The organism is Embleya sp. NBC_00896 (assembly GCF_045207785.1).
Taxonomy (GTDB): Bacteria; Actinomycetota; Actinomycetes; order Streptomycetales; family Streptomycetaceae; genus Embleya.
The window spans coordinates 283,202-296,327 of sequence record NZ_CP108777.1; the positions used below are offsets into that span (position 1 = coordinate 283,202).

10 protein-coding genes are annotated in these 13,126 nt (G+C 68.4%); 5 read left to right on the plus strand and 5 right to left on the minus strand.

The window, feature by feature from the left end:
- Positions 1-41 precede the first annotated feature (41 nt).
- The 3 genes from OG928_RS34495 (at position 42) to OG928_RS34505 (ending at position 4,547) form a co-directional block, all read left to right on the plus strand.
- On the plus strand, positions 42-1,589 hold the full coding sequence (locus OG928_RS34495; RefSeq protein WP_331765936.1) for a sugar ABC transporter ATP-binding protein: 1,548 nt from the start codon (positions 42-44) through the stop codon (positions 1,587-1,589).
- On the plus strand, positions 1,586-2,626 hold the full coding sequence (locus tag OG928_RS34500) for an ABC transporter permease (protein WP_406291455.1): 1,041 nt from the start codon (positions 1,586-1,588) through the stop codon (positions 2,624-2,626). Before OG928_RS34495 ends, OG928_RS34500 begins: the two co-directional genes overlap by 4 nt.
- 232 nt (positions 2,627-2,858) lie before the next feature.
- The gene (locus tag OG928_RS34505) at positions 2,859-4,547 is read left to right on the plus strand and encodes an NPCBM/NEW2 domain-containing protein (RefSeq protein ID WP_406291457.1); all 1,689 of its coding nucleotides are present in this window, start codon (positions 2,859-2,861) and stop codon (positions 4,545-4,547) included.
- Positions 4,548-4,796: 249 nt separating this feature from the next.
- On the opposite strand, the gene OG928_RS34510 is transcribed toward OG928_RS34505, so the two are convergent.
- The 4 genes from OG928_RS34510 to OG928_RS34525 form a co-directional block, all read right to left on the minus strand.
- A complete protein-coding gene (locus tag OG928_RS34510) occupies positions 4,797-6,104 on the minus strand; it encodes a Gfo/Idh/MocA family protein (RefSeq protein WP_406291459.1) in 1,308 nt (435 codons plus the stop codon).
- Between the two features lie 121 nt (positions 6,105-6,225).
- Entirely contained in the window at positions 6,226-7,059 is an 834-nt protein-coding gene (locus tag OG928_RS34515; protein ID WP_331765937.1) for a carbohydrate ABC transporter permease, read from the minus strand.
- Positions 7,056-8,006 carry a sugar ABC transporter permease gene (locus OG928_RS34520; RefSeq protein ID WP_331765938.1) on the minus strand — a complete coding sequence of 317 codons (951 nt, stop codon included), beginning with the start codon at positions 8,004-8,006 and terminating at the stop codon, positions 7,056-7,058. Before OG928_RS34520 ends, OG928_RS34515 begins: the two co-directional genes overlap by 4 nt.
- Before the next feature lie 122 nt (positions 8,007-8,128).
- Positions 8,129-9,436: an extracellular solute-binding protein gene (locus tag OG928_RS34525; RefSeq protein WP_331765939.1), complete on the minus strand. Its 1,308-nt coding sequence runs from the start codon at positions 9,434-9,436 to the stop codon at positions 8,129-8,131.
- A 314-nt stretch (positions 9,437-9,750) separates the two neighbouring features.
- Here OG928_RS34525 and OG928_RS34530 point away from each other — a divergent pair, with 314 nt between their 5' ends.
- Entirely contained in the window at positions 9,751-9,909 is a 159-nt protein-coding gene (locus OG928_RS34530; RefSeq protein ID WP_406291462.1) for a hypothetical protein, read from the plus strand.
- Between the two features lie 138 nt (positions 9,910-10,047).
- The gene (locus OG928_RS34535) at positions 10,048-11,256 is read left to right on the plus strand and encodes an ROK family protein (RefSeq protein WP_331765941.1); all 1,209 of its coding nucleotides are present in this window, start codon (positions 10,048-10,050) and stop codon (positions 11,254-11,256) included.
- 265 nt (positions 11,257-11,521) lie between these two features.
- On the opposite strand, the gene rox is transcribed toward OG928_RS34535, so the two are convergent.
- Complete coding sequence (gene rox, locus OG928_RS34540; RefSeq protein WP_331765942.1) at positions 11,522-12,958, minus strand: rifampin monooxygenase; 1,437 nt, start codon at positions 12,956-12,958, stop codon at positions 11,522-11,524.
- Between the last annotated feature and the right edge of the window lie 168 nt (positions 12,959-13,126).

A 13,126-nucleotide genomic window follows, 5' to 3' on the forward strand; every position in this document is an offset into this window, starting at 1 on the left:
TGGGTCGCCGCGACCTCCCGAACCGCCCTCGAGGTCCAGCCATGACGAAAAGCCCACCTCTCGGCCTCCCGGGCCCCGCGCTCGCCGTCGAGAACATCCACAAGGACTTCGCCGGAGTCCACGCACTGCGCGGCATCACGCTGGACTTCCCCCGCGGCACCGTCACCGCGCTGATGGGGGAGAACGGCGCCGGCAAGTCGACCCTCATCAAGATCATCAACGGCGACCACCGACCCGGCGACGGCCGTGTCCTCGTCGCCGGCACACCACGCGAACTCCACAGCCCCGCCGACGCACGCAGGCACGGGATCCGCGTGATCGCGCAGGAGCCCGAGATCGTCCCCCACGTCAGCGTGGCCGAGAACGTCTACATCGGCGCACTGCCGCGCAAGACGGGCCGCATGCTCGACCGAGGCGCGCTGTACCAGCGCATGCGCTCCGACCTCGAACGCCTGGGATTCGCACACGCCATCGCCCCCGAGACACTCGGTTGCCGGCTCTCGCCCGCGCAGCGCCAACTCGTGGAGATTCTGCGCGCCCTCACCACCGAGGCCACCGTCCTGGCCTTCGACGAACCGACCTCGTCGCTGTCCGAACACGAGGTGGAAGCGCTCTTCGACCTCATCCGGCGGCTCCGCGACCAGGGCCTCGCCATCATCTACGTCTCGCACCGCATGCAGGAGATCTTCCGCCTCGCCGACCGCATCGCGGTGCTGCGCGACGGAGAGCTTGCCGGCGTACGCGACGCCTCGCAGGCCGACGAAGGCGAGGTCGTGCGACTCATGGTCGGACGCGACCTGTCGACGCTGTTCGCGCGTGGGCGCAGCGCCGGCGACCGCGTCGTCCTCGACGTACGCGACCTCACCACCGAACACGTGTCGAACGTGCACCTCGATGTACACGAGGGCGAGGTCGTCGCCCTGGCCGGCCTGGTCGGCGCCGGGCGATCCGAACTGGCCGCCGCGCTCGTGGGAGATCTGCCGATCCGCTCCGGCGAGGTACGCGTCGAGGGCCGGCCGCTCCGGCTGCGCATCCCCCGGGACGCCGTTCGGGCGGGCATCGGCTACGCGCCCGAGGAACGCAAGGCCCAGGCGTTGTTCATGACCGGCTCGGTCCGGCACAACATCAGCGTCGCCGTCCTCGACCGCCTGCGTCGCTTCCGATTCGTCAGCTCGCGTCGCGAACGACGCCTCGCGCACGAGTTCGTCGACCGCCTCGAAGTGCGCACCCCGTCCATCGACCACGAGGTGCGCAAGCTGTCCGGCGGCAACCAGCAGAAGGTCGTCCTCGCTCGCTGGCTCGCTCGTCGACCCAAGATCCTGATCCTGGACGAACCCACCCGCGGCATCGACATCGGCGCCAAGGCGGAGATCTACCGCCTCATCGACGAGTTGGCCGGAACCGGTGTCGCCATCCTCGTCATCTCCTCCGAACTGCCCGAGGTGCTCGGTCTCGCGGATCGGATCGTCGTGATGCAAAACGGCAGGATCACCGGCGAACTCGACCGCGCGGACGCCGACGAGGAGGGCATCCTCGCCCTCGCCATGGCACACGACCTCGCCGAACCGACCCAGGGGAACCCGTCATGACCACCACGACCAACGCGCCGCCACCGATGCCCGCCACCACCCCCGGCACCCACACCCGGGCGTTACCCCGCCGCGTCGCCACGGCCGTCGGCGCGCAGAACACCAGCCTCATCGGTGCGCTCATCGTCGTCGTCGGCACCTTCGCCTGGCTCGACGACGGCTATCTCACCACCGCCAACATGACCGTGATCGGCGACACGGTCGCGGTGACCGGCCTCCTCGCGGTCGTACAGACCGTCGTCATCATCTGCGGCGCGCTCGACATCTCCGTCGGCTCGCAAGCGGGCATCGCGTCCGTCGTCAGCGCCATGGCGTTCACCTCGACCGACGGCAACGCGGCCCTCGGCATTCTCGCCGCGATCGGCGTCGGCATCGCGGCGGGCGTGGTCAACGGCGTCATCATCGTGTACGGGCGGGTCAACCCCGTCATCGCCACGTTGGCCACCCTCGCCGCGTACAAGGGTGTCGCCCAACTGCTCGCGGGCGGCCGAGCACAGGGCTACGTCCTCGGCGACGACTTCTTCATCTTCGTGGCACGCGGCAAGATCCTCGGACTGTCCGTCCAGATCTGGACGTTGTTCGTGGTCGCCGTCGCCGTGCACATCCTGCTCAAGTACACCGACATCGGCCGCAACATATACGCCATCGGCGGCAACGACACCGCGGCCCGCCTTGCCGGCATCAACATCAACAAGTACCTCGTATCCGTGTACGCCCTCGCCGGCGTCGTGGCGGCGATCGCCGGAGTCATCCTGACCGCGCGCACCGGCTCCGGTCAGCCGACCTCCGGCAGCGAAGGCCTGGAACTCAAGGCCATCACCGCGGCCGCACTCGGCGGCTGCGCCCTCAAGGGCGGCAAGGGCGGCATCGGCGGCACACTCCTCGCCGTCTTCCTGCTCGGCGCCCTCGAAAACGGCCTCAACGTCGTCGGCGTCAATTCCTTCTGGCAAAACGTTGCCCAGGGGGCACTCCTCGTCGTCGCCGTCGTCATCCAACAACGGCGCAACGGCGAACGCGCCGTCGGATTGCCCACCTAGGGCCTGTCAGCCCGAACAACCCGACATATATCAACATCACAACATCCCGAGCGCTTGCAGCAAGTGACACGAATTGCCGCGATTTGCCCCCTTGACACACTCGCCGCCGCAACGATGGGATGTTACTTCCCGTTGAAATAAGTTCGATCTCGATGATTTCACGGGCCCGGAAGTACCCATCGCACCACTCTGCACCTGCGCTCTCTCGAATCCCCGAGCTCTGGAGCCGTCCGTGCATACGGTACGAACCACCCTCGCCCGCCGCCTTGCGGCCACCCTCACCGCGCTGCCACTCCTGATCCCGACGGTGGGCACGGCCGCACTGGCCGGCGCGTCCGTCGTCGCCGCCCCGTCGGCCGCCGCGGCGCCCGACGGCCAGGCAGCGCTCCCCCCGATGGGGTTCAACAACTGGAACTCGACCCACTGCCGGGCCGATTTCAACGAAACGATGATCAAGGGCATCGCCGACCTCTTCGTATCGAAGGGGCTCAAGGACGCCGGCTACCGGTACGTCAACCTCGACGACTGCTGGGCCTTACCGAACCGGGATGCCTCGGGCAATCTGGTCGCCGACCCGGTCCGCTTCCCACACGGCATCAAGGCCGTCGCGGACTACGTGCACGGCAAGGGTCTCAAGTTCGGCATCTACACCAGCGCCGGCACCAAGACCTGCGACGTCGCCGGATTCCCCGGCGGCCTCGGCCACGAGCGGCAGGACGCGAACCTGTTCGCCTCGTTCGGCGTCGACTACCTCAAATACGACAACTGCAACAACCAGGGCGTGGATGCCAGGAAACGCTACACCGACATGGCGAACGCCCTGCGCGACACCGGCCGCCCCATCGTCTTGTCCATCTGCGATTGGGGCGAGAGCAAGCCCTGGGAGTGGGCGGCCCCGGTCGGTCACCTGTGGCGCACCACGGGCGACATCGGGGACAACTGGTACTCGATGATCGGCATCGCGCACCGGAACCAACAGCTCGCCCCGTACGCCGGCCCCGGCCACTGGAACGACCCGGACATGCTGGAGGTCGGCAACGGCGGTATGACCACCGCCGAGTACCGCACCCACTTCACTCTCTGGTCGATGATGTCCGCGCCGCTGTTGATCGGGACCGATCTGCGCACGGCGAGCGCCGACACCTTCGAGACCCTCTCCAACGCCGATGTGATCGCGGTCGACCAGGACCCCCTGGGCAAGCAGGGCACGGTGGTCTCGAACAGCGGAGGCCTGGTGGTCATGGTCAAGGAGTTGGCGAACGGAGACCGGGCCGTCTCACTGACCAATGAGACCTGGACCACCGCCACCGTCTCCACCACCACGGACGCCCTGGGCATCGCCAACCGCGGCCCCTACCAGCTGAAGGACCTGTGGACCAAGGCCGTCTCCACGAACACGACCGGCACGATCAGCGCCTCCGTACCCTCACACGCCACCGTCGCCTACCGGATCACGCCCGGTTCGCTCCCGCTGCCCCCCTCCGGCACGTCCCACCTGTCCGACGTCCCCTGGACAGGCATGGTCAACGGCTGGGGACCGGTGGAGAAGGACCGGAGCAACGGTGAGCGAGCAGCCGACGACGGCAGGGCCCTGACGATCAACGGCGCCGTGTACGCCAAGGGCCTCGGCGCACACGCCGCCGGCAGGATCACCTACCACCTGGGTGCCCGGTGTACCGGCCTGACGGTGGACGTGGGCGTCGACGACGAGAGCGCCTCCACCGGGGCGGTCACCTTCCAGATCTACCGGGACGGCACGAAGGTGGCGGACAGCGGCGTGATTACCACGTCGGACGCCTCCAGGAGACTCACCGCCGACCTGACCGGAGGCCGGACGCTGACCCTCGTCGTCACCGACGGCGGCAACGGCATCAACTACGACCACGCCGATTGGGCGACCCCCAGGCTCACCTGCAACTGACCCACCGACGGCTCGATCGGCCGGCTTCCGGAACGGTTCCCACGTCATGGTCGACCTCACCGTGACAGGGATTCGACACCTTCCGGAAGTCGGCCGTCCCCACACCCACCACGGTGCTCCCCCCCGCACGCACCCCCGCGAGCCGACCCACCCGGCGCAGGGTCTGTAAAGAAGGCTGGGGCATCCGGGGATCGCTGCTTGGCCAAGGCCAGGCAGCGCATGTCGGCACCGGCCGGCGGGGCTGCGCGCTCAGAACTCGACGACGTTTCCCGCGATCCGGGATCGTTCCGCGGCGAAGACGACGCGGTGGCTGGCCAGGCTGGCCTCGATCCCGGACACGATCAGTTCGCCGCGGCTGCCGTGCAGCGCGTCGAGGTAGTCGTTGAACATGGCCTCGTCGCCGCCGGCGTGGCCTTCCGCGGCCGAGGAGCCATCCAGGGAGGTGTCGATGACGGTGGTGCGCTCGGTGCGGAAGTCGTAGATCCGGATGTGGCGGCCGTCGCCGGTGAGTTGGCCACGTGTGCCGAAGATCTTGGTGTGACGGTTCTCGATGGGGGTGAACGCGGTGAGGGTGAACGAGGCGGTGACGCCGCCCTCGTATTCGAGGTTGACGACTTGGTGGTCGACGACGTCGTTGTCGCAGTGGTAGACGCACCGCCCGTAGGGGCCCTCCGCCAAGGCGACGTCCAGGGCCTGTTCGGTGAGGTCGCCGGCGGTCGCGATCTGGGTGAAATACTGCTTGGTACCGCCGCGGCGCAGACCGTCCCGGTAGATGCGCTTGGCGGAGTAGGCGCAGTCGCGCTCGATCGGGCAGTCGATGCAGCGGGCCGTGGCGCCGGCCGGGGCCTGGTCGGGCCGGAAGTGGCTGAGCGACCCGAAGGAGGAGACCCGGCGAACCGGGAGTCCGACGATGTCGTTGATCCAGTCGATGTCGTGGCAGGACTTGGCCAACAGCAGGAACGTCGTCTCGTCCTGGCTGCGCCAGTTGCCGCGCACGAAGGAATGGGCGAAGTGGTAGTAGCCGATCGGCTCCAGGTGCTGGATCGAGACGATGTCGCCGATCGCGCCCTCTCGCAGCAGCTGCTTCACCGCGACGGTGTAGGGCGTGTAGCGCATGACATGAGCGACAGCGAATGCGGTGCCGTAACGGCGCGCGGCCTCGGCGATCGCGACACAGTCGGACTCGGTGGTGGCCATGGGCTTTTCCAGCAGCAGTTGGTAGCCCAGAGCCGCCAGCCCGATCGCCGCCTCGACATGATCGGCGTCGTGGACGGCGATCACCGCTACGTCCGCCAGCCGAGGACGACCCAACAGCTCACGCCAGTCGGTGAAGCAGAGCCCTTGATCGATAATGCCGTGCTTGGCGGCGAACGCCGCGCGGACGCGGTCGCGGGGCTCGGCGACGGCGATCACCCGCGCCTGCCCGGGGCGCTTGCCGGCCAGGTCGGCATAGGCCGAGCCGCGGGCGCCCGCACCCAGGATCACAAAGGTCAACGGGCGATCCATCGGGGCCGACAGGTCCCCGGAGATGAACGCGGTGTCGGCGGCGCTGTACAAGGATTCTCCCGTGTCGTGTGTGGCGAGGTGTCGGAGCTGGTTGTCAAAGAGGCGGGGCGGGCATCCCTTGGTCGCCCCTCTGCGTTGGGATCGACGATGCAGTGGTCGGCCGGCGTGCGGGTCATCCCTTGGTGGCGCCGCCGACCAGGCCCTTGACGAAGTGGCTCTGGAACGCCAGGTAGAAGATCAGGATCGGCAGGGTGACCAGGAACATCAGGGCGAAGACCGCGCCGAAGTCGCTTTGGTGCTCGCCGATCGCCCGGTAGATGCCGACGGTGACGGTGGTGCCGTCGGCCGGCCCCAGGATGATCAGGGGGTTCAGGAAGTCGTTCCAGATCCACACGCCGAGGAAGATCAGGACCGAGGCCGACGCCGGGCGCATCAGCGGGAAGACGACCTGCCAGAACACCCGCAGGCTGCCCGCGCCGTCCAGAGCGGCGGCCTCCTCCAGATCGATCGGGATGGTCTTGACGAAGCCGGCGAACACGAACACCCCGAACGGGACGTAATAGCCGACGTTCACCAGGACCAGGCCGGGAACGGTCGTCATCAGCCCGACCGCGCGCAGCACCTCGGTGACCGGCTCGAGGATCACCGCCGGCGGAATCATCAGCCCGCACAGCAGCATCACCATGACGCCCTTGGCCCAGGCGCCCTTGGCGCGGGCCAGGTAGTGCCCGAGCATCGCGGAGATGACCGTCAGGACGGTGATGGACAAGGCGGTGACCTCGACGCTGTTGACCAGGCCGTACCAGAACAGGTGGTCCGGCCGGGACAGCACCTGGTCGATCGAGGACAGCGTCGGCGGGATCGGCAGGCTCACCGGGTGCTCGGTGATGTCGCCGCCGGGCTTGAAGACGTTGACCAGGACCAGGTAGAGCGGGAGGAAGAACACGGAGGCGACGAACAGCGCCGCGACCGGACGGAACCATGCGAAGTTCGAAGGCCTGTTCACAGCGTGACCTCCCGGCGCTGCAGGATGCGGAGCGCGATCACGGAGATCACGGCGATGACGGCGAGCATGACGGTGGCCATCGCCGCGCCGTACCCGATGCGGTTGCCGGTGAACGTCGTCTGGACCACCTCGAAGGCGATCGTGGAGGTGGTGCCGATGCCGGGCCCGCCGTTGGTGATCACCTGGATCTGGTCGTAGGTCTTGAACCCGCCGATCAGCGCCATGACGGTGTTGATGGTGAGCGCGGGGGCCAGCATCGGCCAGGTGACGTTGCGGAACCGGGCCAGCACCCCGGCCCCGTCGATGGCGGCGGCCTCGTGCAACTCGGCCGGCACGGCCTGCAGGCCGGCCAGGTAGACCACGACGCAGAATCCGAGCATCTGCCAGATCATGATGAACGCCACCGAGTACAAGGCGATGTCCGGATCGGACAGCCAGCCCGGCGGGTGGTGCAGGCCCAGGTCGCGCAGCATCGAGTTGAGCAGGCCGTCGTCGGTCAGGATCGCCCCCCAGATCACCGAGACCACGACCCCGGACAGCACCACGGGGGTGAAGAACACCGAGCGCAGCGCGTTGTACAGCCAGCCGCGCCGGTCCAGCAGCAGCGCGATCAGCAAGCCGCCGACATTCGCCGCGACCGTCACGATCACAGTGAGGACGATCGTGTTCTTCAACGCGCCGGTGAAGGCGGAGTCGTCGGCCAGGCGACGGTAGTTGTCGAAGCCGACCCACCTGGTCGGCGGGCGTTCCAGGTTGCGGTTGGTCATGCTGACGCCGACTGTCATCGCGATCGGCACCAGAACGAACGCCACATAGACGACCAGGCCGGGGACGCCGAACGTCAGGAATTTCAGCGCTTTGGACAGCCGGCGCGATGGACGGCGAGTGACGCCGGACTTGGGTGTGCCCTGTTTGCCGGTCCCTGGTGGTGCGAGTGTGGCGGACATGGCTCTCATCTTTCGCTTCGGACGTCCGATGGACTCATGGGTCGCGTTCCTGGTGTGCGGGGTCGGCGGACGTTGGCCAGGCGCCTGCCGACCCCCGGCGGGGTCTGTGCGCGAGTCGGCGGCTACTGCATGGCCTTGGCCCACTCGCTGTCCAGGAACGAGGCGAAATCGGATCCCGACTTCCTTCCGCTGATCAGGTCCGCGGCGCCGGCAGCGGTCTTGTCCGACAGCCCCGGCGGCATCGAGCCGTCACCGCTCTCGCTGGAGAAGGCGTTCACGACGCCGTCGGCCTTCACCGCGTCCTGGTACAACCGCAGCACGTCGTTGTAGACCGGCCCGGTGTCGGTCGGCGGCGTGTAGTTCTTGAGCGCGATGATCGAGCCGTCGGCAAGCACGGAGCTGTCCAGGAAGGTCTTGTCGAGCATGAACGCCAGCGCCCACTGCTGCGCCAGCGCGACGTCGGGTGCCTTGGAGCTCACTGACATGCCGCCGCCGGTGACGACCGGCAGCGCCATCGAGCCGTCGTCGGAGGGCCAGGGGAACACGCCGACGTCGAAGCCCGGCTTCCTGCTGTCGGCCGAGGAGGCGAACCACGAGCCCATCGGGTACATCGCGCCCTTGTGGTCGCGGAAGGCCTGCTCGGTGTCGGCGTAGGACCGCGACAGCCCGGCTTTGTCGATGTATCCGGCCTTGGCCAGGCTTGCGACCTTGTCCGCGGCCTTGACGAACACCGGATCGGTGAACTTCGCCGTGCCGGCCCCCTTCTGCGCCAGCCAGTCGGGGTTCTGCTTGTACACGTCCGTGCCCACCGCCCCGACCAGCGGGTACGTGTCGGCCCAGGTGTCCTTGCCGCCGCCGCCGACCACGAACGGGTTGATGCCCTTCGCTTTCAGCTTCGCCGAGGCGTCGAGCAACTCCTGGTAGGTCTTGGGCGGCGCGGCGATTCCCGCCTGGGCGAAGTCGGCCTTGTTGTAGTACACGACCGGCGCCGGCTGGCTGTTGTACGGGAGCTGGTAGACCTTCCCGCCGATGGCGTTGGAATGCGGGAACAGGAAGTCCGACAGCTGCGCGTCGCTCCACGGCGCGAGCTTCCCGGCCTGCGCGAACGCGTTCGGCTTCACCGCGATCATGATGTCCGGCAGCTGCCCGGACGCGGCGAGCTGCTTGGCGTAGCCGTCCCGGTCCACCGTGGGCGAGACCAGCTTCTTGATCGTCACGCCGGGCACCTTGGCCGAGACACGGGCGATCGCGTCGTCCCAGTACTTGGCCGTCAGGTTCGGCGTCTCGAACGTCAGGAACGTGAGCGTGACCTTCCCCTTGCCGCCGCCTCCACCGGACGATTCGGCACTGCTGCCGCCGGCCGTACAGCCCGACAGGACAAGGGCCGCCGCCAGGCCTGAGGTAGCCAGCGATATCAGCTTGCGTCTCACGGAGCTCTCCTTCCACAGTGACTTGAATAGATAACAAGGGTTGTTTAACATTCCAGTTGAGTTGAGGAGGATTCAATGGCCCGCTGCGGTGCTCTGTCAAGGGGTCCGGCCGACATCTGCGCCTCCCGGCACCCGACCACGGACGCCGCCCACGACTCACGCCACGACGGCGGCCCCGGCCATAGCACCTCTGGGGATCAGACGATGACCGAAGAGATCGAGAAGTACGGCACGCAGTTCACCGGCGCCCAAGCCGGGTACGACCCGCTGCCCGCGGCATTGCCCTGGCGCGCCACCTCGACCGCGCTCGACTGGTGGCGCCGGAGAGCCCGTTCGGCCGCGATGAACTGCTCACCGGCTACGGAACCGTCGACGTCCTGTGGTTCGACTCCTACGGGCACAGCGACCCGGAGGCCGACTGGTCGACGTCCACCAGGCCGTCCGTGACCCGATCGACACGATCATCAAACTGACGCGTCGTCCTTCCACGGTCCAACTTGAATAGATAATAAAACTTGTTTAACATCAGAAGGAGAGAATTCAATGCCGCGTTACCGTGCGGTGCCACAGGGCACGCGGAACGATCGGGCCGGAACCGAGGAAGGGCCAGTATGCGGATCAAGGGTGGGGACCCGTCGGCGCTGCGCAGGCGGAATCTGGCGACGATGCTGCGCACGATGTACGAGGGCGAGCCCCAGACGGTCACCGGGCTCGCCCAGGCCACCGGCTTGTCCCGGCCGACCTGCGAGGAGGGTGTCGTCGAGCTCGTGGCCCAGGCTTGGGCCGTCGAGTCCGCGCCACCGGAGCCGACCGAGGTCCGGCAGCCGGGGCGGCCGGCCAAGAGGTACGAGTTCAACGCCGCCGCAGGGCGGGTCCTGGGCGTGGACGTCGGCGCCCACAAGATCCTCGCGATAGCGGCGGACCTGCGCGGCGCCGTGACCTCGGTCCGGCGAACCGACGTCGATCCAGCCCTGCCCGCCAAAGAGCGCCTGGCGGCGATCAACGGAACAGTCGCCGCGTGTCTGGCCGCCGACCCCTCCCGCGACGACAGTCGCCTACTGGCAGCCGTGATCGCCTCCCCGGGGGTCATCGACGCCCAAGGCCGGGTCGTCTTGGCCAACGCGTTGCCGGAGTGGACGGGGCTGAACGTCGCCGAAGAACTCATCCGGATCCTGGGACCGGGCACAGTCGACGGAACCGTGAGCGCCGAGAACGACATGCGCATGGCCGCCCTGGCCGAGCAGTGGCAAGGCGTCGCTGCCAACGTCCCCGACCTGCTGTACATCCACGCCGGCCATCGCATGGGCGCCGCCATCCTCATCGACGGCAAGCCCTACCGCGGCAGCCGCGGCGCAGCCGGGGAGATCGGCACCCTCAGCCTCCTGGACTGGGAGAACAGCTACCGCCGGCTGTTGTCCTACGTCCCCGACGGCGACGGCGCGACGGGCGACGCGACGCTACGGGTCTTCACCGATCTGCGCGACGGCAACGCCCAGGCGCGCGAACTCGTCGACCGCTTCGCCCGCGACCTGGCCACCGGAGTCGCCGTCATGTCGATGACCCTCGACCCGACGCTTGTCGTCGTCGGCGGCGGCATCTCCCGGGCCGGCGATGCCATCGTCGAACCGGTCCGCCGCCACCTGGCAGACCTGTGCCTGTTCCCGCCGGAGGTGCAAGCCTCAAGCCTCGGCGACGAGTCCGTCGCGCTCGGCGCCGTACGCGCCGGTCTCCAGCAAGTGGAGGAGCGCCTGTTCGGGGCCGGTGCGGCCCTCCGGTCGACACCCGCGGGGGCCTCGACCCCGGATCTTGGACACTCATGACGTGGATCTTGAGGATCTTGAGGATCCGGGACGGGTGCAGATCCAATGAGGGTTCCGGCGATCGAGCCGCCGGCAGGCGTGCGTCGCGGTAGCGGGCTTGGTGGTTGCGGGCTTGGTGGTTGCGGGTGAACTCCTGCTTCTCGTGCCGGGTCCGGTAGGCGTCGAAGTCGGCAAGGCCGGGGCCTCGGCCGTGCGCTCGCGGCTCTCCAGCAGCCACTCCGGCGTCTCGACCAAGGCCCCGCCCTTTCGGGCTGCGACCGCGCGCTCAGCCGGTGGCGGCGCCGAACCACTCGGGCAGCCGGCTGAGCAGATCCTGCTGATCCTCACCGACCCACGCCACGTGGCCGTCCGGCCGCAGCAGCACCGCGGGCACGTCCAGTTCCTCGCTGACGTCGACGACGTGGTCGACCCGATCCGCCCAGCCCGCCACCGACAGCCGCCCGGTCTGGTCGAGCAGCAGCCCGCGGCCGCCGTGCATCAGCTCGTACAGGCGACCCCGCTTCAGCTTCACGTCCCGCATCCGCCGGCCGAGCAGTTCGTGGCCCTCGCCGAAGTCGTAGCGGACCCCGATCGCGGTGATGATCTCGGTGACGTACCGGTTCACCTCCTCGAAGTCCATCAGCTTCGAGAACAGCTCCCGCAGCGCGGTCGCACCCGGATCGGTGCCCAGCAGCGTGATCTGCGCGCGGGTGTTCTCCAATACGCGAGCGCCCACCGGGTGCCGTTCGGTGTGGTAACTGTCCAGCAGTCCCTCCGGCGCCCAGCCGTCGACCGCGGCGGCCAGTTTCCAGCCGAGGTTGAACGCGTCCTGCACGCCCAGGTTGAGCCCCTGCCCACCGGTCGGCGGGTGGATGTGCGCCGCGTCCCCGGCCAGCAGCACCCGGCCGACCCGGTAGCGCTCGGCCTGCCGGGTGGCGTCGCCGAAGCGGGACAGCCAGCGCGGCGAGTGCGCGCCGAAGTCGGTGCCCGCGAACGCCCGCAGCTGCTGCTTGAACTCCTCCAGGGTCGGCGCGCTCGCACGGTCCTCGGCCACGCCCTCGGCGGGCACGACGATGCGGTACAGCCCCTCGTTCCCGTCCCCGGCGGGGGCGACGCCGAACCGCAGTTGGGTCTTGCGGACCTCCTCGACGATGGCGGCAATCGTCGCCGGATCCTCCGTCACCGCCATGTCGCCCAGCAGCGTCTCGACCTTGGCGGGCTCGCCGGGGAAACCGACGCCGAGCGCCTTGCGCACCGCACTGCGGGCCCCGTCGCACCCGACGACGTAGCGCGAGCGCAGGTGCGTGCCGTCCGCCAACTCGACGGTCACCCCGTCCTCGTCCTGGCTCAGTCCGACCACTTCGCAGCCGCGCCGGATCTCGGCACCGAGTTCGAGGGCACGCTCGTTGAGCAGCCGCTCGGTGACCGGCTGCGGAGTGGCGAGGCCGTACGGGTGCGCCGTGTCCAACCGGTCCGGCCACGGCTTGGCGATGCCGCCGAAGAGACCACCGACCTGGAACTTCTCACTCACCGCGAGGAACCGCTCCTGCAGACCACGCTGGTCCATCACCTCGACGCTGCGCGCGTGCAGGCCCTGCCCGCGGGACTGCCCGGTCGGCTCGGTCAACTTCTCCAGCACGACCACGTGCACGCCGTGCAGCCGCAGTTCGGCGGCCAGCATCAACCCGGTCGGTCCACCACCGGCAACGATTACATCGATCATTACAAATCCCCGTTTACGCAGGTCCTGGCCTTGTCCGCTGATTGTGCGGCATGACCCGGGTCTTGCTGCAAGTCCCCCCATGCGCTATAAGTTGTAAGTGGCAAGGAGTGGTTGATCTCCTTGCCTTTGTCTTTGTACCGTCCGCTGTGGTCCGCACGCTGATCACCG